Here is a 21,314-nt window from a genome sequence, read left to right as displayed (position 1 = left end):
GCGGCATCATCGCACCCGGCCGAACATCCGACCGGCGAGATCGACACCGACGACCACGCCCTTGGCGTCGCGCGTGAAGAACCCGCGCTGCCCGGCGAACGCGCCGTCCGTGATCATGTACTCGTCGCGCGGCAGCAGCCCCATCGGGAACGGCGCGTGGTCGGCCGGCAGGTCCATCTCGGCGGACTGCCGGATCTCCGGCCGGATCAGCACCTCCAGCACGAGCCCGGTGCCGGTGTCGTCGATGGTCATGACCATCGCGTCGTTGTCGTACCCGCCCGCGACCTCTGCGGCCTTCGAGGCGTTGTACGGCAACGGTTCCGGGTCGCGGTCGAGCACGCCCGCGCAGTGCTCCAGCGCCTGCCGCACGACGGCCTGGTTGAACGGGATGCCGTCCGGCCCCTGGTTGGCGACCGACACCACGGCGAAGCCGCGTTCGGGAACGATCAGCAGCTCGGCGAACTGCCCGTTGGACGAGCCGCCGTGCCCGATGGCCCCGACGCCGTCGATCTCGCGCAGGAACCAGCCGACACCGATGGCGTCACCGAGGTTGCTGCCGCGCAACAACGCCGTCGGCCGGCGCATCTCGGCGAAGTCGATCCCGTCCCCGTCGGAGAGGTGGAAACGGGCCCACGCCAGGAGATCCGCGACCGAGGCCGCGATGCCGCCGCCGGGGTTGTTGGCGCGCCAGTGCCGCCACGGCCGGACGACCTCGCCCCTCTCGTGCCCGACGGCGAACCGGCGGGTCATCACCGCGTCCCGGTCGAAGTGGGTGTTGCCGAGACCCAGCGGTTCCAGCAGCAACGCCGTCATCGCCTGCTCGTAGGTCTGGCCGGTGACGTTCTCGATGATCCGCCCGGCCAGGTTGAAGCCGGACTGGCTGTAGGACGGCCGCTCGCCCACCGCCCCGATGAGCTTCAGCGTGGCGAGCTCGTCCACGTGGCGGCGCAACGCGTCGTCGCCCTCGCCGGTGTCCACCAGGGTGCCCCAGTCGAGCCCGGAGGTGTGGTTGAGCAGCTGGCGGACGGTGAACTCGCGGTCGTCGGCCAACCGCAGCTCCGGCACGTGCTCGCGCACCGGGGCGTCCAGCGACACCCTGCCCTGCGACACCAGCCGCATGATCGCGGTGGCGGTGTAGGTCTTGGTGATCGAGCCGAGCAGGAAGAGCGTGTCCTCGTTGACCGGCAAGGGGTTCTCGACGCTGGTGACGCCGTGACAGAAGAAGTGCTCCCGGCCGTCGTGGAAGACGCCTGCGGCGGCGCCGGGGATGGCGAATCGGGCGGCGGTGCGGGCGAGGAAGTCGTTGTCCATGCCCGTACCCTCGAACCTTGACCCAAGGGCAAGGTCAACCCCGAGTTCGCCATCCCAGGCGCACCTGGGCTACGGGATCCAGTGGTTGCCGGAGACCGTGATCATCACCTGCAGCTGGATGCTCGCGCCGAAGTACGTGTCCGTGGCGATCGGCGTGTTCACCATCTTCGTCCACAACGCGTCCAGCCAGGCCTGACTGCCCGGATCCGTCGTCGCCGCGACCGCGAACGGCGCCACGAACGCCGCGTCGGAGCCGCTGTCGATCTGCGTGCCGTTGAGCTGGTAGCCGACCGCGATCTTGGCAGGGTCGCCGCCGGTCTTGCCCTTGATCCACGAGTTCATCTTGCGGGCGGCGGCCAGCGACTTGGCGTCACCGGTGAGGGCGGCGTCCGCGCCGATGCGCCACGGGTCGCGGCACGCGTTGTACCAGTACTTGCCGTCGGTCGCGGCCTCCTCCAGCAGCTCGCCGACCGCGGGCTTGGCCGTGGAGTTGGTGTCCTGCACGAAGTCCGGCAGCAGGCCGGTGCTCGCCGCGTACTTGGACTGCAGCGTGGCGATCAGGTCCTGGTGCTTGGCGCGGATCGTGTCCCAGGCCGAGTCGCCGGTGGCGTTGCGGAACGCGCGGAAGTGGTCGGCCATCCAGTCGGAGGAGCGGGAGCCGTAGTACTTCCTGCTGTCGTCCGGGCCGGACCAGTCGCCCATCAGCAGCAGGTTCGTGCTGGGGTTGACCAGGCTCTTCTTGATCGCGTTGACGTTCTTCACGGCGAGCTGCCTGTAGTTGTACGTGCCGCTGCTACCCCACTGCTTGTCGGCGAGCAGCAGGCCGTAGGCGGTGTCCATGTCGCCGTCGGTCGCGCTGTCGCTGCCGTTGACGCTCTTGCAGGCGGTGTCCTGCTCGGCGGCCAGCAGGTCGGGGTTGTTGACCGACGGGTGCGCGAGCTTGTACTTCAGCAGGCCGTCGAAGATCTTCTTGGCGTCCGGGTCGGCGCCCGCCATCTGCGCGGTGATCACCATGCCGTAGCCCTGCGCCTCGGCCACGTACGGGAACTTCGCGTCCGGCGAGATGACCTGGTACCAGCCGTTGCCGCAGTTCTGCTTGACGAACGCGGCCTTCCAGCGCTGGTAGTGGTCGACGATCTTCGCGTCCAAAGTGGACGTGCTGCCGGACGGCCGGAGGATGCCCGGCGCGTACGGGGTCTGCCTGCTGCCGAACGGGTAGCCGAGGCCGCTCGGCGGAGTGGTCGTGGTGGTGGTCGTCGTGGTCGTCGGCGGGGTGCCGCCGCCCACGCCGTAGACCTCGAACTCCCACAACGAGTAGCCGTACGCGGTGCCACGGGCCGTGCCGTAAACCCGCACATATCGACCGGAACCGGACAACGTCAGGTCGTCGGTGCCGCCGTCGCCGGTGCTGGTCGAGTACACGTCGGACCAGGTGGAGCCGTCAGGAGAGGTCTGCACGCGGTACGACTTGGCGTACGCGGCCTCCCAGCTCAGCTTCACCCGGCTGATCGTGTGCGCCGAGCCGAGGTCGACCCGCAGCCACTCAGGGTCGTGCCCCTCCACCGAGGCCCAGCGGGTCGACGTGCTGCCGTCGACCGCCTTGGCCGCCTCGAATCCCGGCCCCTCGACGGAGGAGGCCGTCACCGCCTTGCCGCGGGAGACCAGTGGGTCCGCCGCCGATGCAATGGTCGTTCCCGCGATGAGGAGGCCGAGCACGAGCCCGGCCGCCCCCATCGCTGTCGTTCTGCCGCCCACGACCGCCTCCAGCAATTGGTTAACAAAGCTGTCAATGCGAGTGGTTGGCGACGCTATGCAGGTCAGACCCCGTCAACAAGAGGTGCAGACCTTTGTTGCTCGATCGAACAGTGCTGGTCAGGGCACCCAGTGGTTGCCGGTGACCGTGATCATCACCTGCAGCTGGATGCTCGCGGAGAAGTAGCTGCTGCCGTCGACCGGCGTGCGCAGCATCTTGTTCCACAGCGCGTCCAGCCACGCCTGGCTGCCCGGATCGGTCGCGGCCACGACCGCGAACGGCGCGAAGAACGCGGCGGCGCTGCCACCGGAGATCTGCGTGCCGTTGAGCTGGTAGCCGATCGCGATGTTGTCGGGGTTGTTGCCCGCCTTGGCCTTCACCCACGTGTTGAGCTTGCGGGAGGCCGTGAGCGACTGCGAGTCACCGCTGGTCACCGCGTCCGCGCCGATGCGCCACGGCACGCGGCAGGCGTTCCAGTAGTACTTGCCGTCGTTCGCGCTCTCCAGCACCTGCCCGGCCGGCGGTCGCGCGGAGGAGTTCGTGTTCTCCACGAAGTCCGGCAGCAGACCGGTGTTCGGCGCGTAGTTCTGCTGCAGCTGCCCGATCAGGTTCTGGTGCGCGGCGCGGATCGTGTCCCACGCCCCGTCCCCCGTCGCCTTCCGGAACGCCCGGAAGTGGTCGACCATCCAGTCCGACGACCGCGAGAGGTAGTAGTACTGGTCGCCCGCGCTGGACCAGTCGCCCAGCTTGAGCAGGTTCGTCGACGGGTTGACCTCGCTGGCCTTGATCGCGTTGATGTGCCGGATCGCCAGCTGCCTGTAGTTGTACGTCCCGGCGCTGCCCCACTGCCGGTCGGCGAGCAGCAGCCCGTAGGCCACGTCCATGTCGCCGTCCGTGGCGCCGTCACCGCCGTTGACGCTGCGGCAGTTCACGTCCTGCTCGGCCGCGAGGAGATCGGGGTTGATCGAGGACGGGTGGTCGATCTTCCACTTGACCAGGCCGTCGAAGATCTTCCTCGCATCCGGGTCGGCGCCCGCCATCGTGGCGGCGACGACCATGCCGTAGCCCTGCGCCTCGGCGACGTACGGGTGGTCGGCATCAGGCGAGATCACCTGGTACCAGCCGTTGCCGCAGTTCTGCCGCACGAACGCGGACTTCCAGCGCTGGTAGTAGTCCACCACCGCGGCGTCCAAAGTGGACGTCGCACCGGACGGGCGCAACGTGCCCGCCGCGTACGAGGTCTGGCGGCTGCCGAACGCGTAGCCGAGACCGTTCGAGGGCGGGGTCGTCGTCGTAGTCGTTGTCGGCGGGGTGCCGCCGGCCACGCCGTAGACCTCGACCTCCCACAGCGAGTAACCCCACGCCGTACCGCGCGCCGTGCCGAGAACCCGCACGTACCGCCCGGCACCGGACACGGTCAGGTCGTCGACCCCGCCGTCACCGGCGCTGGTCGAGAACACGTCCGTCCACGCCGAACCCTCCGGAGAGGTCTGCACGCGGTAACCCCTGGCGTACGCGGCCTCCCAGTTCAGCCTCACCCGGCTGACCGTGTGCGCGGAACCGAGGTCGACCCGCAGCCACTCGGAGTCACTGCCCTCCGCCGACGCCCACCGGGTCGTCGTGCTGCCGTCGACGGCCTTCGCCGCCTCCAGCCCGGCGGCCTCGACCGAGGACGCCGTGACCGCCTTGCCCTGGGACACCAGGGGGTCCGCGGCCGTCGCGCTGGTCGTCCCCGCCACCAGGAGACCAGCCACGAGCCCGCAGGCACCGACCGCCGCCACCACCGATCGTCTGTCCACAACACCTCCAGTCAATTGGTTAACAAACCTGCCTAAAGGGGCAATCGCGGCGACCTTAGGCGGGTTCGTCGACTTCGGACAAGAGGTGCGGACCAGTCATCAAGACAAAACAGGACAGAAATCGGTTGCAGGTCCTACTGCCAGACCTTCCGGACGGCCTCCGCGATCGAGACGGCCTGCGCGTACCCGGCCTCAGCAGCGGGTTTGCGCCGAGCCGGGTCCAGCAGGTTCGTACCGATGGCGGTCAGCGCGGCGCTGTCCGGGCTGATCACGATCGACGGCACCCCGAGCTTCGCGGCCTGCGCACCGGGCGTCGCGGCCGCACTGGCCGCCCGCGTGATCGGCGCGATCACCACGACCCGCTCGTAGCCGGCCGCGAGGTCCACGTTGGCCACGGACCGCATGCCACCGTCCATGTACCGGCTGCCGTTGATGGTCACCGGCGGCCACACCAGCGGGACCGCGCAGCTCGACGCCACCGCGTTCACCAGCGGCACCCCGCTGTCCCGGTCGAACGCCACGAACCTCCCGTCCGCCACGTCGACGGCGGTGACCTTCAGCGCGCGCTCCGGCCAGTCCTTAGTGGACAGTCGGCTGTCGAACACCGCGAGCCGCGACTCCTCCGACGGCGTGCGGGCCTTCAGCGCGGCCCGTCCGAGCCGGGCCCGCTTCTGCGCGGGCGACCCCGGCATCACGTAGGAAAGCGCGTACCTGACGACCATCCACGAGGTGAGACGGGCGGGAATCTCCCCGTCCGGAGGCGACAACTGGCCCGCGTACAGGTCAGCGAGCACACCGCCGCCCGCGAGCTCGGTGGCCACCACCGACCCGGCGGAGGTCCCCACGAACAGGTCGGCGTCGGTCAGGTCGACGCCCTGTTCGGCAAGTCCGTGCAGAATCCCGGTCTCCCAGGCGATTCCGGTGACACCACCGCCACCCAGCACCAATGCTCGTTCTCCGGTCACATGGGCCATCCTATGGAGTGAGACGAGTTCCTGGTGCATGAGCTAGGTTGGTAGCCTTTAAGCTGAAACCGAGAAGCGCTGCAACGGGCCGTTCGCCTGCCACGCTCGGTTCCGTTCCACCACGAACAAGGGCGCTTCCGGACTTTTCGGGAGCGCGCGTGAGTGGACTCAAATCCTTGCTGGACCAGCGGATCGCGGTGCTGGACGGCGCCTGGGGCACGATGTTCCAGCAGGCCAAGCTCTCCCCGGCCGACTACTACGGCGACGAGTACTCCGGTCACGTCCCCGACGTGGCCGGCGACCCGGACCTGCTCAACCTCACCCGCCCCGACCTGGTGCTCGACGTGCACCGGCAGTACCTCGCGGCGGGCGCGGACATCACGACCACCAACACCTTCACCGCCACCTCGATCGGCCAGGCCGACTACGGGCTGGAGAGCCGCGTCCGCGAGATGAACATCGCCGGCGCCCGGCTCGCCCGTCAGGCCGCGGACGAGTTCGGCGGACGGTTCGTCGCCGGCTCGGTCGGGCCGCTCAACGTCACGCTGTCGCTGTCGCCCAAGGTCGAGGACCCCGCGTACCGCGCCGTCACGTTCGAGCAGGTCAAGGCCTCCTACGCGGAGCAGATCTCGGCACTGCGCGAGGGCGGCGTCGACCTGCTGCTGATCGAGACGATCTTCGACACGCTCAACTGCAAGGCCGCCATCGCCGCGGCCCGCGAGGTCGCGCCCGAGCTGCCGCTGTGGATCTCGGTGACGATCGTCGACCTGTCCGGCCGCACGCTGTCGGGCCAGACCGTCGAGGCGTTCTGGGACTCGATCGCGCACGCGGAGCCGCTGGTCGTCGGCGTGAACTGCTCGCTGGGCGCGGAGGAGATGCGCCCGCACGTCACCGACCTGGCCCGGCTCGCGAACACCTACGTCGCCTGCCACCCCAACGCAGGCCTGCCCAACGCGTTCGGCGGCTACGACCAGACCCCGGACGAGACGGCCGCCCTGCTCGAGGACTTCGCGGGCAACGGCATCGTCAACGTCGTCGGCGGCTGCTGCGGCACCTCCCCCGCGCACATCAAGGCCATCGCGGACGCGGTCAAGGGCAAGGCCAGCCGCGAGGTCGTCCAGCCGCGCCACACCACCCGCTACAGCGGCCTGGAGACGTTCGAGATCGGCCCCGACACCGGGTTCGTGATGATCGGTGAGCGAACCAACGTCACCGGCTCCGCGAAGTTCCGCAGGCTGATCGAGGCCGACGACCACAACGCCGCCCTCACCGTGGCGCTGGACCAGGTGCGCGGCGGCGCGAACCTGCTCGACGTCAACATGGACGCCGACCTGCTCGACGGCGAGCAGGCGATGACGACGTTCCTGAACCTCATCGCGACCGAGCCGGAGATCGCCCGCATCCCGGTGATGATCGACAGCTCCCGGTGGACCGTGCTCGAGGCAGGGCTGCGGTGCGTGCAGGGCAAGGGCGTGGTCAACTCGATCAGCCTCAAGGAGGGCGAGGAGCCCTTCCTGCGGCAGGCCCGCACGATCCGCGACTACGGCGCCGGTGTCGTCGTGATGGCGTTCGACGAGCTGGGCCAGGCCGACACGACCGACCGCAAGGTCGAGATCTGCGGCCGCGCCTACGACCTGCTGACGCAGAAGGCCGGCTTCCCGGCAGAGGACATCATCTTCGACCCGAACGTGCTCGCGGTCGCGACCGGCATCGAGGAGCACAACGGCTACGCGCGGGCGTTCATCGACGCGCTGCCCCGGATCAAGGAGCGCTGTCCCGGCGTCCGCATCAGCGGCGGCATCTCGAACCTGTCGTTCTCCTTCCGCGGCAACGACGTCGTCCGCGAGGCCATGCACTCGGCGTTCCTGTTCCACGCGGTCAAGGCCGGCCTGGACATGGGCATCGTCAACGCGGGCCAGCTCGTCGTCTACCAGGACATCAAGCCCGACCTGCTGGAACTGGTCGAGGACGTCATCTTCAACCGCCGCGAGGACGCGACGGACCGCCTCGTCACGCACGCCGAGACCGTCAAGGGCCCCGGCCAGAAGCGCGTCGTCGACCTGTCGTGGCGCGAGGCCCCGGTCGGCAAGCGCCTGGAGCACGCGATCCTGCACGGCGTCGTCGACTTCATCGAGGAGGACACCGAGGAGGCCCGCGCCGCGCTGCCGCGTCCGCTGGACGTCATCGAGGGTCCGCTGATGGACGGCATGAAGATCGTCGGCGACCTGTTCGGCGCGGGCAAGATGTTCCTGCCCCAGGTCGTGAAGAGCGCCCGCGTGATGAAGCGCGCGGTCGCGTACCTGGAGCCGTTCATGGACGCCGAGCCCAAGGCCACGGCCGGCGGCAACGGCAAGGTCGTGCTCGCCACGGTCAAGGGCGACGTCCACGACATCGGCAAGAACATCGTCGGCGTCGTGCTGGGCTGCAACAACTACGAGGTGATCGACCTCGGCGTGATGGTGCCCGCCGCGAAGATCCTCGACACGGCGATCAAGGAGAACGCCGACGTCATCGGCCTGTCCGGGCTGATCACGCCGTCGCTGGACGAGATGGTCTCGGTCGCCGAGGAGATGCAGCGCCGCGGCATGAAGCTGCCGCTGCTGATCGGCGGCGCGACGACCTCGAAGCAGCACAACGCCGTGAAGATCGCCCCGGTCTACGACGAGCCGGTCGTGCACGTGCTCGACGCCTCCCGCGTCGTCGGCGTCGTCTCCGACCTGCTCGACGACCGCCGCGCCCACGACCTGAACATCTCCAACCGCGCCGAGCAGGCCCGGTTGCGCGAACAGCACGAGAACCGCAAGTCGGTGCCTTTGCTCAAGGTCGACGAAGCGCGCGCGAATCGCGAAGAGGTCGATTTCTCCGATCTGCCGACGCCGGAATTCACCGGAACCCGGCTGATGACGCCTTCTCTCGGTGAACTGCGCGAGTTCATCGACTGGACGTTCCTGTTCCTCGCCTGGGAGCTCAAAGGCAAGTTCCCGGCGATCCTCGAACAGCCGGTGGCGCGCGAACTCTACGACGACGCACTCGCGTTGCTGGACGAAATCGTCGAAGGCGAATTGTTCGAGGCGAAGGGCGTCTACGGCTACTGGCCCGCGCATTCCGAGGGCGACGACATCCTGCTCGACAACGGCGTGCGCATCCCGATGCTGCGCCAGCAGACCAAGAAGCCGTTGTCCCGCCCGAACCGCTGCCTCTCCGACTACGTGGCCCCCGAGGGCGACCACATCGGCGGGTTCGCGGTGACGATCCTGGGCGCCGGCAAGCTCGCCGCGAAGTACGAGGCCCAGAACGACGACTACCGCGCCATCATGGTGAAGGCGCTGGCGGACCGTCTCGCCGAGGCGTTCGCCGAGTGGATCCACCTGCGGGCGCGCCGCGACTGGTTCGAGCCGGACGCCCAGCCGGAGCTCGCTGACCTGCACGCGGAGAAGTTCCGCGGCATCCGGCCCGCACTGGGTTATCCCGCCTGCCCCGACCACACGGTGAAGCGCGAACTGTTCGACCTGCTGCGCGCGGAGGAGCAGATCGGGATCTCGCTCACTGAATCGTTCGCGATGAACCCGGCGGCGAGCGTGAGCGGCCTGATCTTCCAGCACCCCGGCGCGAAGTACTTCACGGTGGGGCGGCTGGGCCGCGACCAGGTGCAGGACTACGCGACGCGGTACGGCAAGCCGCTCGCGGAAGTGGAGCAGTGGCTGCGGCCGAACCTCGGTTACGAACCTGCCTGAGGGTTCCGGAACGTGAAAGCGCTTGCCGGTTTGGCACCAATAGATTTGGCATCCTCCTCGCCCTGAAGGACGAGGATCCCCTCCACGCCGCGCGCTGGCCGCGCGGCGTCCAGGTGGGTTACCGCTTCCCTGCGCGCCGCCGGCACGAGTGCCGGTCTTACGTGCGCTCCACGGTCGTTGAAGTCCGCCTGCCCGGCGGCCTTGATGTTCTTGGCGGCGTTGACGTCCCGGTCGTGCCCTGCTCCGCAGGGACAGGTCCACGACCGGACGTCGAGTGCCATCCTGTCGTTGACGCGCCCGCAGTCGGAGCACGTCCGGGTGGAGGGGAAGAACCGGTCCACCTGGACGAAGGTGCGCCCGTACCGGGCTGCCTTGTACTCCAGCATCCTGACGAAGCCGGACCACCCGGCGTCGTGCACGGATCTGGCGAGTCTGGTCCGGCCGAGACCGACGACGCACAGGTCCTCGAGGTACACCGCTTGGTTGTCGCGGATGATCCTCGTGGACAGCGTGTGCTGCCAATCCCGCCGGGTGTCGGCCACTCGCGCGTGAGCGCGGGCGACCTTGACCACGGCCTTCTTACGACGGTTGCTGCCTTTCGTCTTGCGGGACAGGGCTTGTTGCAGCCGCTTGAGCTTGCGGGCCGCTCGGCGCAGGAACTTCGGGGCGGCGATCTTCGTGCCGTCGGAGAGCACCGCGAAGTGGGTCAGCCCCAGGTCGATGCCGACCTCGGACCCCGTCGCCGGCAGGGTCTCGTCGTCCCCCGTCTGAACGACGAACGACGCGAAGTAGCGGCCTGCGGCGTCCTTGACGAGGGTCACCGACGACGGGTCCGAGGGCAGGGGCCTCGACCAGCGGACTTCCACGTCGCCGATCTTCGGCAGCCGCAGGTGTCCGTTGTCCAGGATCTTGAACCGCGAGTTCCTCGTGAACCGCACGGCCTGCCGGTTGTCCTTGCGGGAACGGAACCGGGGCGCGGCGACCTTGCGGCCCTTGCGTTTGCCGGTGACCGAGGCGAAGTAGTTGCGGTACGCGGTGTTCAGATCGGCCAACGCCTGCTGCAGCACCACCGCCGACACCTCACCCAGCCACACCCGTTGCGGGGTCTGCTTGGCCTCCGTGATCAGCCTGCGGGACAGTTCCCCGTCCGAGATGTACTTCTCGCCCGCCTCCCGGGCCTGCTGACGCAGCCTGAGCCCGTCGTTGAACACCACCCGCGCACACCCGAACGCCCTGGCCAGTTCTCTCTGCTGGCCAGGCGCCGGATAAGCGCGGAAGTTGTAACGGAGCTGCACGATTACGAGGGTAGCCAAGCGAATTCCGCGACAAGGGGCCCACACAAGTGGCTCCGCAATCCACCCCGCCGTCGAAGGCGGAACATTGGCCCCCTTCCGGTAGCATCGGCCGCTCTGGAGATCAATCACCCGTAGGTCGAGCGAGCCCGAGGTCATCCATGCGAGCTGCGGCACTGGTGCTGGGTCTGGTGCTGTTGTCAGGCTGCGGTGGTGCCGCCCAGTCCGTCGCCCTGCCGCACGTCGGTTTCGTGGTCAAGCGCACCGGCGGTTCCTTCGCGCAGGAGATGACCAGCGGCTTTCACGAGGGCGTCGGCAGGATCGGCGGGGTGAGCGCGACCGTGACCGGTCCTCCCGGACAGGACGGGCACAAGGAAGTCGAGTTGTTCCGGGATTTGACGATGGCGGCAAAAGGCGGAATCGCGGTGGCGACGTCGGAGCCCGCGCTGATGGCGCCGTCCATCGGTGAGGCGCTCTCCCAGCACGTCGCCGTGGTGGGTGTGGACATGCGGCTCACCGCGAGTTCCGGGGTGAAACTGCACATCGGTAACGACAACTACGAACTCGGCGAAAAGCTGGCTGACGAGTTGATGCGCCGATTGCCCCCAGAAGCGACAGGGACAGTGGTGCTGGGGAACACGGCACCGGGACTCGCCGGGTTCGACGACCGGGCCGATGGAATCCGGGGGCGGTTCGCCGAAAAGCTACCGGGGGTAGTGGTGCTGGGGCCGTTCGACACGCAACGTGACGACGCCGCGAATCGCGACGCGTGGAAACGTCTCGTGGCAGCGAATCCGGACGCCCTCGCGTTCGTTGGTACGGGCGACTGCGACGGAGTGAGCCTCGCGGCGCTGAAAACGGAGAAGTCGGCGAGGTGGCTGGTGGGCGGGTTCGGGGTCGACCCGAGAACGTTGCAGGCGGTGAGGGACGGCGCGATGGTCGCGTCGATCTCGCCGGAGCACTACCTCAAGGGCGCCGTGGCGGGCTGGCTGCTCGCGCGGCACGCGAAGGGCGGCGCGGCGCTGCCGCAGGGCTGGATCGAGACGCCGGGGCTCACGGTGACCACCGCGAACCTGGACCAGGTCCTGCACCGGCAGGAGTCCGAGAGGGCGCGCAAGGAGTTCTTCCAGCCTCAGATCGACAGCTTCGTCGAGGATCCGGCGAGCTGGGTGCGACCGTTGGAGCAGGCACGGTGAGCTTTTGGGAAGGCCGCGCCACCGCGAGGGTGGCGACGGTGGGGCTGACGTTCGGACTGCTGGTCCTCGCGGGGCTGGCGCTGTGGAGCAGTGTCAGCGCGCAGGCCACGACCGCGCACGTGCGGCAGCTCAACGCGACCAGCGAGCGGTGGGCCCGCGTGCTGGAGCACATCAACATCGCCGACAACGCCCTGCGCGACCTCCAGGTGGCGCGGACCGAGCAGACCGTCGAGCCGCTGGAGAACTCCCTCGGCTCCGCCCGCACCGAGCTGGAGTGGTTGCGCACCAACGGCACGCCGTCCGACGCCGCCGAGGCGTCGCGGCTGCTGCCGTTGTACGACCAGACCGCGGACATCCTGCGCAAGGTGATCGCCACGTCCGATCCGCTGCAGGCGGACCAGGCCGGTTTGGCGCACTCGTCGTTGCGGCGCCAGATCTCCTCGACGATCGGCACCAAGCGCCTCGACACCACCGAGTACCTGCGGGTGGCCGACGAGAAGAACGCGCGGTTGCGGGTCGCCCAGATCGTGGCGTTCGTGCTGGACGCGTTCCTGGTGGCGCTGTTCGGCGGGGTGCTGCTGGGGTACCGGCGCAAGATACTGCGCCAGGCGGCCAAGAACGAGCACGAGGCGCACCACGACGCCCTGACCGGGCTGGCCAACCGGACGCTGCTCGCGCGGCGGATGGACGTGGCCGTGGACAAGGCGCGCAAGAAGGACGAGCCGCTGGCGTTGCTGATCGTGGACCTGGACAGGTTCAAGGAGGTCAACGACTCGCTCGGGCACCACACCGGCGACCTGTTGCTGCGCCAGGTGGCGAACCGCCTGTCGTGGGCGGTGCGCGACACGGACCTGGTGGCACGGCTGGGCGGCGACGAGTTCGCGGTGCTGCTGCCCGGTGTCGGCTCGGCGGAGAACGCGAGCATGGTCGGGGAGAAGATCCTCCAGGCCCTGGCCATGCCGGTGACGCTGGAGGGCCTGGAACTGGAGATAGCGGCCAGCGTCGGCGTGGCGCTGTGCCCGGCGGACTCGGGTGACGGCCACGAGCTGCTGCGGCACGCGGACATCGCGATGTACGCGGCGAAGCGCGAGAAGTCCGGTGTGGCCGTGTACGACGCCCGCCTGCACGAACGCGGCGCGGCGCACCTGACCGCGGTGACGGAGCTGCGGCACGCGATCGACCGCGGCGAGCTGTTCCTGCACTACCAGCCCAAGGCGCTGGCCGACACGGGCGCGGTGTGCGGTGTCGAGGCACTGGCCCGCTGGCAGCACCCGACGCGCGGTCTCGTGCGTCCCGACGAGTTCATCCCGATCGCCGAGGAGAACGGGCTCATCGAGCCGCTGACCCGGTACGTGATCGACGCCGCGCTGCGCCAGTGCCGCACGTGGCAGGACGCGGGCTGGGAGGTGCCGGTGTCGGTGAACGTGGGCGCGGCCTGCCTGCACCACACCGAGTTCCCCGGCGACGTGGCCGACCTGATCAAGCGCCACGGACTGCCCGCGCGGCTGCTGACGCTGGAGATCACCGAGTCCGCGATCATCTCGGACCCGGACCGCGCGGTGGAGGTGTTGCGCGGCCTGACCGAGCTGGGCGTGCGGCTGTCCATCGACGACTTCGGCACCGGCTACTCGTCCATCTCCTACCTGCGCAGCATGCGGGTGCACGAGATGAAGCTCGACCGGTCGTTCGTCACGCACATGTGCACGGACGCCGGTGACAGCGCGATCGTGCACGCCCTGGTGGCCCTGGCCCAGAACTTCGGGCTGCAGGCCGTCGCCGAGGGCGTGGAGGACCAGGACACCTGGACGGCGCTGGCCAAGGCCGGGTGTGACGTGGTGCAGGGGTATTTCCTCAGCGAGCCGTTGCCCGCCGAGGAGATCGTCGCCTGGCTGGGAGATCGGGCGGCGGCTCACGCGTAGGACTCGGTGTCCCGCCACTGGTTGATGAACGGCTGCATGAAGTCGACCATGGCGGGCAGCTGGTCCGCGACCGACAGGTAGGCGATCACCCGGATCGCGCCGACGGCGTTGACGAACCTGAGCACCTCCTTGTCGAGCGTGCGCAGGCCGTTCTTGGTGGCACCGCGGTCGTAGGCGGCTTCGAGCTCCAGGCCGAGGCCGCCCAGGTCCCACTCGACCGGTCCGTACGTGATCAGCTCGAAGTCGGAGAACAACGGGCCGTTCGTGCTCGCGAAGATGTTCGCGGGCGGCGAGTCGCCGTGGACGGGCTGCAGGTCGATACCGGGGAACTTCTTCTCGAACTCGGCCTGCGAGCTGACGATCGGCTCCAGGACGTCCCATTCGGCGCGGGCCCGGCGGAGATCCTCGGCGGTGACGATGTCCAGACCTTCGAGCCTTTCGAGGCCCTCCCTGACGAACCGCGGTTCGGCCGACGACAGGAAGTCCAGTTCGCCGGGATAGTCCCTGAGCGCCTTGTGCAGGTCGGCGGTGAGCTCGGAGTTCTTGACGTAGTCGGGTTCCTGGGACTTGTCCTCGTCGGTGAACGGCCAGAACGTCATGGAGAAGCCGTCCTTCTGGACGGGCCTGCGGTCGACGAGCGGGCTGGGCGGGATCACCGGGGTGCCCTGGTCGTGCAGCCACTGCGCCACGTCGAGCTCCTGTTGTTGGCGCCGGGCAAGGCTTTCGAGCGTCGTGGTGTGCGGCAGGACGGTCGGGATGCGGGCCACGACCGGTGAGGGCGCGAGGTGCACGACGACCGAGAAGAGTTCGTAGAGGACCTTGCCCTCGGTGATCTCCAGGCCGAGCTCGCGACCTGCTGCCACAGCGGCCTGGGTGGCCGCCTCGGTGCGGCCGGCGATGTCCTCTGGGGAGGCGAAGGCTGTCATCGCACGATCGTGCCACGACGCCTGGGTGGGGCGCAGATCATTTACCGTGGGCCACAGGCGTCCGGTCCCACTTCGGCACCAGCCCCGCGAGCGCGCCCCCTGCGGTGACCACGCAGGCGACCACCACTGCGGCGGACAGCGACAGCGTTTGCGCGAGCAGCGGCCCCACCAGCGCGCCGATCAACGTCGCCAGCGCCTCCGCGGACAGGAACACCGCGCTGATCCGGCCGAGCGCCTCGTTCGGCACCGCCCGTTGCAGCGCCGTTTGCGGTGTCACGAGCGTCATCGAGCCGAACACGCCGATCGCGACGCCGGCGGGCAACGCCACCACCAGTGACGTCGAGCTGAAGAGCACGAAGAACGCCACCGCGGTCGCCAGCTGGGTCGCCGCGAGCAGGTGGCGCGGCCGCACCCGGTCGACCAGCCGACGGATCGCCACCGCACCAAGGAGAAACCCGACTCCCAGTGCGGACACCACGAGCCCGATCTGTTCGCTGCCACCGAGTTGGCGGATCCCGAACGGCACGAGCAAGGCGCTGAGCGCCGCGTTGGCCGCCAGGAACACCGCCGTCAACGGCAGCAGCGCCACCGCGATCGGCAGGCCCCGCAACACCTTCCACCCGCCTGCGAGGTCGACGGACGCCCGCTCCACCCGTCCTGCGGACCGTGCAGTCAACGCGATCGCGGCAGCCGAGACCAGGTAGCTCGCGGCGTCGATCCAGATGAGCGTCTGGAAGCCGGCGAACGTCAGGATCGCCGCGCCGAGCGGGGGCGCGACGAGCCGGACCGTGCCGTCGGTGAACGCGTTGAGCGAGTTCGCGCTGCTCAGCCCACTGCCGGTACCGACGACGAACGGGATGTGCGCCTGCGCGGCCGGTCGGAACAACACGGCGCCGGTGCTCTCGGCGATCAGCGCGGCGTAGACCAGCCACAGCGAGTGCCCGGCCGTCGCGAACACCATCAGGGTCACCGCCGCCGCCCGGAACAGGTCCGCGGCGATCATCACCCGCCTGCGGTCCCACCGGTCGGTCAGCACACCGGCGAACGGGCCGAACAGCAGTGGCGGCAGGTACTCGGCGGCGAGCGTGAGGCCGGTCGCGAGCAGGGAACCGGTCAGCGCGTAGACGTGTGCCGGGATCGCGATCACCAGCAGCCACGAGCCCAGCAGGCTCACCACGCGGCCGGCCCACAACAGCCGGAAATCGCGAATCCTCAGTGCTTCGATCACTGCCCACCCCCAGGTAGTATTCTTGAGAGAATAAGAGCGCCGCCGAGAGTGTTCTGTCAAGATAGGAGCCCCGAGTGCCGAACGAGCCCATCGGGCCGAGACTGCGCGCGCTGCGGCAGGCATCGGGCCGCACCGTCGCCTCGGTCGCCGCCGACGCCGGGCTGTCCGTTCCCTACATCGCGAACCTGGAGAACGGGCGCGGGAACCCGACGACGAACGCGCTCGCCAGGCTCGCCGCCGCGCTCGGCACCGAGCTGTCGATCGAGTTCGGATCGGTCGCGCCGACGACCGGCCCGGCGCCGCAGAGCGTGGTGAAGCTGAGCAGAAGCAGGCGTTTCCGGGCGACGGCCGCCGCGCTCGCCGAGCGGTCCGGTCAGGATCCGCAGGACGTGGCCGCGCGGCTGATCAGCGCGTGCGTCCTGCTCACGGGGGCGCTCGGGCACGAGGCGAGCGAGCACGACTGGTGGCGGGTGCTCGACGCGCTGGTGCTCATGGCGGAGCACCCGGCCTGATCACTGGCTGCTGATGCTCGCGACCAGGTTGATCGTCGTGGCGAGCACGCCGGTGCCGAACAGGTACGACAGCAGGGCGTGCTTCAGGGCAGTGCGGCGCATCTCGCGGCCGGACAGGCTCGTGTCGGACACCTGGAACGTCATGCCGATGCTGAACGCGACGTACGCGAAGTCGCCGTAGTCCGGCGGTTCGTCCTGGTTGAAGTCGATGCCGCCGTCCGCGCCGTAGTAGTAGAGGCGCGCATAGCGCAAGGTGAAGATCGTGTGCACGACTGTCCACGACAGCACCACGGACAGCACGCCGAGCCCGACGCGCAGCAGTTCGGACCCTCCGCTCGTGTGTGCCGCACGGGCCAGTACGAAGCCCACGGACACAAGGCTCGCCAAGGCCGCCACGAGCAGCAGCACCTCGGCGACTCGGCGGGTGGGGTCGTTGCGGACGGCGTGCTGCGCGGTCTCCTCGGCGCCCATCGGCCAGATGACCATCCACGCGCGCACCAGGTACACGAGGGTCGCCACGTCCCAGCCGACCAGCAGGCCGAACTCGCCGTGGCCGGTCAGCGTGATGACGAGGCCGCAGACGAGGCCCGCCGCGATCGCGACCACGACCTTGGTGCGGTCGAGCACAAAACCGTCCGGCATCGGGCGGGACGGCAGATCAGCCATGCAGCGCCGCGTCCAGGTCGAGGTACATCTCCAGCGTCTCGTTCAGCGTCGTGGCCTTCAACGCCCGCAGCACGCTTCCCCTGGGCGACACCAGGCGCAACGGCGTGCCGCGCTCCTCGCCACGCAGGTGGAACTCCACGAGGACGGACAGCCCCACGGACGCGAAGAACTCGACGGCACTGAGGTCCAGCACCACGGGCAGACCGGCCTCGAACGCCTCGGACAGCTTGGCGCGCAACAGGTCCGCGGAGTACGAGTCGACCTCGCCCTCGGCACGCAGCACGACGGCGTGGGAGAGCTTCTCCGAGTCGACCGTCAACGGCGTCTCTTCCATCTCACGCCTCCCAGGCTTGGGTCAGCGCCCGTCCGAACAACTCGGTGGGCTGTGCACCGGCGACGGCCAGACGTCCGCCGACGACCACAAACGGCACCCCCGAGACACCGATGTCCCGTGCGCGCTGCTCGTCGGCGCGCACCTCCTCGGCGTACGCGGCGGGGTCTTCCAGCACGGTCTTCACGTCGGCGGCGTCGAGCCCGGCCTCGGTGGCGATCTCCGTCAGCGACTCGGGGGTGAACAGCGAGCGCGCCTGCCCGAAGTTGGCGTGCAGCACGGCGGTGAGGACGTCCTGCCCGATGCCCTTCTCCCCCGCCAGGTGCAGCAGCCGGTGCACGTCGAACGTGTTGCCGACCTCGCGGTCGAGCCGGTACTCGAGGCCCTCGTCGCGCGCGAGCTGGGCGACCGACTCCTCCATCTCGGCGGCGCGCGGGCCGAACTTGGTGGCGAGCATGTCCTGCACGGACTGGACGCCGGCTGTCGTGGGGTCCAGCTCGAACGCGCGGTGCACCACGGTGACCTCGGAGCGGTGCTCGAACCCGGCCAGCGCCTTCTCGAAGCGCGCCTTGCCGATGTAGCACCACGGACAGATGACGTCAGCCCAGAACTCGACCTGCATCGTTCGATCATGTCATGCCAGGCTAGCGACGTCCGTTCAGAAACGATAATCGTTGTCATGTAGGCTGCCGGTCATGGCAGCACGTGTCGTATTGGTAGCCGGGTTCACCCACCACGACGTGGCCGACGAGCTCTGGCGGGCGTCACCGGAGTCGTCGCTGGTCAGGCACGACCTCAGCGGGTTGGCCGAGGGGGTCGTGCGGCGCTGGGCGGACGGCCGGCTCACGGTGCTGGAGCTCGCGCACGGGTGCGTGTCGTGCACGTTGCGGCTGGACCTCGTCCCGTTGCTGGAAGGGCTCGACGGGCGCGTGATCGTGCAGCTGGACCCGATGCTCGAACCGGAGGCCGTCTGCTTCGCGCTGAGCGGGACCGAGGTGGAGGTCGAGGCCGTCGTCACGGTGGTCGACAGCGCCACCTGGCTCGACGACGCGACCGGCGCCGACTCGCTCGCCGACCGGGGCATGCGCGCGGCGGAGGGAGACGAGCGGACCGTCGCGCAGGTCGTGGTCGGGCAGGCGGAGTTCGCGGACGCGCTGGTGCTGACCGGTCCCGCCGACCCGGTGCTCACCGCCGTGCTCGACCGGCTCACGCCCCACGCACCCCGTCAGCAGCTGTCCGAACTGGACGTCGTCGCGTTGCTCGACGCGATCCCCGTTGACGCGAGGCGCGGCGAGATCGACGACGGCTTCGGCTCGCTGCTGTTCGGGTGCCCGTCGCTGGAGCCGGCGCACGGCGTGTCCGTCGTCCACTTCACCGACCGCCGCCCGTTCCACCCGATGCGCCTGCACAACTGCATCGACGTGCTGCTCGACGGCGTGGTGCGGGTGCGCGGCCGGGTGTGGGTGGCGAGCCAGCCCGGCGCGGCGCTGTGGCTGGAGTCCGCGGGCGCCGGTCTGCGCGTGGGCAACCTCGGCCCGTGGGAGGGCGCACCCGACCAGGAGGTCGTGGTGATCACCAGGTCCGCCGACGCCGCCGAGATCGCCGCGGCGCTGCGTTCGGCCCTGGTCACCGACGAGGAACTGGGCCTGATCGCCGAGCTCGACTTCGCCGACCCGTTCGCCGACTGGCACGAGGAGATGGAACTCTGATGCGCACCCCCGTGACCGTGCTGTCCGGCTTCCTGGGCGCCGGCAAGACGACACTGCTCAACCACGTGCTCGCGAACCGCGCGGGCCGGCGGGTCGCCGTGATCGTGAACGACATGAGCGAGGTCAACATCGACGCCGCGCTCATCGACCGCTCGACGGAACGCCTCGTCGAGCTCACCAACGGCTGCATCTGCTGCACGTTGCGCGAGGACCTGCTCGACAGCGTCGGCGACCTGGCGCGCTCGGGCCGGTTCGACACGATCCTGGTCGAGTCGACGGGCATCTCCGAGCCGATGCCGGTGGCGGCGACGTTCGACTGGACCTTCGCCGACGGCACGAGCCTGTCCGACCACGCCCGGCTCGACACGATGGTCACGCTGGTCGACGCCTCGGGTTTCCTGCGCGAACTGGCTGCGGGCGACGTCTCGGACCTGCTCGTGGACCAGGTGGAGTTCGCGAACGTGCTGGTGGTGAACAAGACCGACCTCGTGGATCTTGATGAGCTCGCCAAGCTCGACGCGTTGCTGCGACGCCTGAACCCGTCGGCACGGCTGCTGCACACGCGCCGGGGAGTCGTGGACCTGGCGGACGTGCTCGACACCGGGCTCTACGACCCGGTCCTCGCCGCGCAGGCACCGGGCTGGGCCGCCGAGCTCGCGGGCGGGCACACCCCGGAGACCGAGGAGTACGGGATCCGGTCGGTCACCTACCGCGCGTCACGCCCGTTCCACCCGGCACGGCTGGCCTCGGCGTTGAGCGACTGGGAAGGGGTGTTGCGCAGCAAGGGTTTCTGCCACATCGCTTCCCGCCCGGACGTGCTGGCCGTGTGGTCGCAGGCGGGACCGAACCTGGTGATCGAGCCCGGTGAGCTGCTCGACGCGCCCCTCGGCCGGCAGGAGCTGGTGTTCATCGGGGTGGGGCTCGACGTGACCGAGCCCGCTCAGCGCCTGGATCCCGCGCTGCTCACCGACTCGGAGCTGGCGGCGGGGCCGGAGGCGTGGCTCGCTTTCGAGGACCCGTTGCCGGAGTGGGACTTCAGCGAGCTGCACGACCACGAGCACGTCTACTGATTCTTCGGAACGACGCGATGGACCGTGGAAAGCGACGCCTCGATCGACTCCCCGCCGGCTGCCGCTTCGACGACGAGCGTGAACTCGCAGTCACATCGCGAAGTCTCAAAGCCCACGTGAAATACTTCGGACTCACCTTTCAGCACTTTGTACGGGAAAGATTTGCGCGGGACTCCCGTTGTCGGCAGCTGCATTGAGACGTTGCCATCCGTCTCGACGCGTTCCGCGGAAACGGCACGTGGACGTTCGGTGTCGAGGTTGAACACCAGTTCCCGCACGGGCATGTCCGTCCAGAACCTGCACCCGCCCGGCGCAGGGGCGAGCTCACCGGCCGAGGACATCTGCCGCCGAGAGACATCGGCCCGCAGACCGGTCAGAACGATCTCGGTGTCGCTCGGGTTCTGCACCACGATCTCGTACACGAGCCCTGGCGTGTAGGCGACCGGCCCGCCCTCACGGGTCCGCTGGTCGTCCGCCTGCCTGTTCGCGCACGCGTTGACCAGCTTTTCCTTCGCCACCTGCAACTGCGGTGATCGTGGCCGCGCGGGTTGGGGTTGCGGTTTCTGTGACCACGGTGCGAGTTGCTGCGTCGTGCGGGGCTGCGAGGGCAGAGACGACGGAGCCGGTGACTCGATCACCTGGGACCGGGCCGGCGGCGACTGCTGGGACTGCGACATCAGTGGAATCGGCCCCGCACCCGGCCCGCCGAGGGCCACCTCGACCACGAACACGATCGCGAGAATGCGATACCAGAGCGCGGGCTCCGGCTCCGGTTGCGGAGAAGGAGAAGCGGCATGGAAGTTCAGGTCACCGCGAATTTCCCCGGTCTGGACCAGGTTTCCCTGGACATCCCCGTGGCTTGTATTCCGCGATTCTTCTCCCACCGGCTGGATGCTATCCGAC

Annotated in this window: 17 protein-coding genes and 1 riboswitch; of the genes, 6 read left to right on the top strand and 11 right to left on the bottom strand. The window is 69.2% G+C overall.

Features of this window, described 5'->3' with window-relative positions; genetic code table 11:
- Nucleotides 1-6: 6 nt before the first annotated feature.
- The 4 genes from ACSHWB_RS30275 to ACSHWB_RS30260 form a co-directional block, all read right to left on the bottom strand.
- Nucleotides 7-1,311, bottom strand: coding sequence for a serine hydrolase domain-containing protein (locus tag ACSHWB_RS30275; RefSeq protein WP_439656676.1), 1,305 nt, complete (start codon nucleotides 1,309-1,311; stop codon nucleotides 7-9).
- A 69-nt stretch (nucleotides 1,312-1,380) separates the two neighbouring features.
- Complete coding sequence (locus ACSHWB_RS30270; protein ID WP_439656675.1) at nucleotides 1,381-3,066, bottom strand: glycosyl hydrolase family 8; 1,686 nt, start codon at nucleotides 3,064-3,066, stop codon at nucleotides 1,381-1,383.
- Nucleotides 3,067-3,183: 117 nt separating this feature from the next.
- On the bottom strand, nucleotides 3,184-4,863 hold the full coding sequence (locus ACSHWB_RS30265) for a glycosyl hydrolase family 8 (RefSeq protein ID WP_439656674.1): 1,680 nt from the start codon (nucleotides 4,861-4,863) through the stop codon (nucleotides 3,184-3,186).
- 134 nt (nucleotides 4,864-4,997) lie between these two features.
- Complete coding sequence (locus ACSHWB_RS30260) at nucleotides 4,998-5,828, bottom strand: patatin-like phospholipase family protein (RefSeq protein WP_439656673.1); 831 nt, start codon at nucleotides 5,826-5,828, stop codon at nucleotides 4,998-5,000.
- A 64-nt stretch (nucleotides 5,829-5,892) separates the two neighbouring features.
- Nucleotides 5,893-5,972, top strand: a riboswitch (S-adenosyl-L-homocysteine riboswitch).
- A 14-nt stretch (nucleotides 5,973-5,986) separates the two neighbouring features.
- On the opposite strand from ACSHWB_RS30260, the gene metH reads away from it, so the two are divergent.
- Nucleotides 5,987-9,562, top strand: a complete 3,576-nt coding sequence (gene metH / locus ACSHWB_RS30255) for a methionine synthase (protein WP_439656672.1) — start codon at nucleotides 5,987-5,989, stop codon at nucleotides 9,560-9,562.
- On the opposite strand, the gene ACSHWB_RS30250 is transcribed toward metH, so the two are convergent.
- The gene (locus ACSHWB_RS30250; RefSeq protein ID WP_439656671.1) at nucleotides 9,547-10,857 is read right to left on the bottom strand and encodes an RNA-guided endonuclease InsQ/TnpB family protein; all 1,311 of its coding nucleotides are present in this window, start codon (nucleotides 10,855-10,857) and stop codon (nucleotides 9,547-9,549) included. The genes metH and ACSHWB_RS30250 overlap by 16 nt on opposite strands.
- A 158-nt stretch (nucleotides 10,858-11,015) precedes the next feature.
- Here ACSHWB_RS30250 and ACSHWB_RS30245 point away from each other — a divergent pair, with 158 nt between their 5' ends.
- Together ACSHWB_RS30245 and ACSHWB_RS30240 are read left to right on the top strand one after the other, a co-directional pair.
- On the top strand, nucleotides 11,016-12,050 hold the full coding sequence (locus ACSHWB_RS30245; RefSeq protein WP_439656670.1) for a sugar ABC transporter substrate-binding protein: 1,035 nt from the start codon (nucleotides 11,016-11,018) through the stop codon (nucleotides 12,048-12,050).
- Entirely contained in the window at nucleotides 12,047-13,969 is a 1,923-nt protein-coding gene (locus ACSHWB_RS30240) for a putative bifunctional diguanylate cyclase/phosphodiesterase (protein ID WP_439656669.1), read from the top strand. Before ACSHWB_RS30245 ends, ACSHWB_RS30240 begins: the two co-directional genes overlap by 4 nt.
- On the opposite strand, the gene ACSHWB_RS30235 is transcribed toward ACSHWB_RS30240, so the two are convergent.
- Both ACSHWB_RS30235 and ACSHWB_RS30230 read right to left on the bottom strand, forming a co-directional pair.
- Nucleotides 13,960-14,895: a phosphotransferase gene (locus ACSHWB_RS30235; RefSeq protein WP_439656668.1), complete on the bottom strand. Its 936-nt coding sequence runs from the start codon at nucleotides 14,893-14,895 to the stop codon at nucleotides 13,960-13,962. The two genes, ACSHWB_RS30240 and ACSHWB_RS30235, sit on opposite strands and share 10 nt — an antisense overlap.
- 37 nt (nucleotides 14,896-14,932) lie before the next feature.
- Nucleotides 14,933-16,123, bottom strand: a complete 1,191-nt coding sequence (locus tag ACSHWB_RS30230) for an MFS transporter (RefSeq protein ID WP_439656667.1) — start codon at nucleotides 16,121-16,123, stop codon at nucleotides 14,933-14,935.
- A 74-nt stretch (nucleotides 16,124-16,197) separates the two neighbouring features.
- Between ACSHWB_RS30230 and ACSHWB_RS30225 the strand changes: the two genes are divergently transcribed.
- Nucleotides 16,198-16,635 (top strand): helix-turn-helix domain-containing protein, encoded by a 438-nt coding sequence (locus tag ACSHWB_RS30225; protein WP_439656666.1) that lies wholly within the window; start codon nucleotides 16,198-16,200, stop codon nucleotides 16,633-16,635.
- Here the strand turns inward: ACSHWB_RS30225 and ACSHWB_RS30220 are convergent, their stop codons facing one another.
- The 3 genes from ACSHWB_RS30220 to ACSHWB_RS30210 are packed head-to-tail and all read right to left on the bottom strand — an operon-like array spanning nucleotide 16,636 to nucleotide 18,254.
- Nucleotides 16,636-17,301 (bottom strand): DUF1345 domain-containing protein, encoded by a 666-nt coding sequence (locus ACSHWB_RS30220; RefSeq protein WP_439656665.1) that lies wholly within the window; start codon nucleotides 17,299-17,301, stop codon nucleotides 16,636-16,638.
- Complete coding sequence (locus ACSHWB_RS30215) at nucleotides 17,294-17,635, bottom strand: STAS domain-containing protein (protein WP_439656664.1); 342 nt, start codon at nucleotides 17,633-17,635, stop codon at nucleotides 17,294-17,296. Before ACSHWB_RS30215 ends, ACSHWB_RS30220 begins: the two co-directional genes overlap by 8 nt.
- Before the next feature lies 1 nt (nucleotide 17,636).
- Nucleotides 17,637-18,254, bottom strand: a complete 618-nt coding sequence (locus tag ACSHWB_RS30210; protein ID WP_439656663.1) for a DsbA family oxidoreductase — start codon at nucleotides 18,252-18,254, stop codon at nucleotides 17,637-17,639.
- 73 nt (nucleotides 18,255-18,327) lie between these two features.
- On the opposite strand from ACSHWB_RS30210, the gene ACSHWB_RS30205 reads away from it, so the two are divergent.
- On the top strand, nucleotides 18,328-19,341 hold the full coding sequence (locus ACSHWB_RS30205; RefSeq protein WP_439656662.1) for a GTP-binding protein: 1,014 nt from the start codon (nucleotides 18,328-18,330) through the stop codon (nucleotides 19,339-19,341).
- Nucleotides 19,341-20,411 carry a GTP-binding protein gene (locus ACSHWB_RS30200; protein WP_439656661.1) on the top strand — a complete coding sequence of 357 codons (1,071 nt, stop codon included), beginning with the start codon at nucleotides 19,341-19,343 and terminating at the stop codon, nucleotides 20,409-20,411. The genes ACSHWB_RS30205 and ACSHWB_RS30200 overlap by 1 nt, the downstream gene beginning before the upstream one ends.
- Here the strand turns inward: ACSHWB_RS30200 and ACSHWB_RS30195 are convergent.
- Nucleotides 20,405-21,295 (bottom strand): hypothetical protein, encoded by an 891-nt coding sequence (locus ACSHWB_RS30195; protein ID WP_439656660.1) that lies wholly within the window; start codon nucleotides 21,293-21,295, stop codon nucleotides 20,405-20,407. The two genes, ACSHWB_RS30200 and ACSHWB_RS30195, sit on opposite strands and share 7 nt — an antisense overlap.
- Nucleotides 21,296-21,314 lie beyond the last annotated feature (19 nt).

The sequence above is a fragment of the Lentzea sp. HUAS TT2 genome, assembly GCF_051853195.1.
Lineage (GTDB): Bacteria > Actinomycetota > Actinomycetes > Mycobacteriales > Pseudonocardiaceae > Lentzea.
The sequence above is the reverse complement of the archived record's forward strand: the minus strand, read 5'-3'. Positions and strand labels throughout refer to the sequence as shown.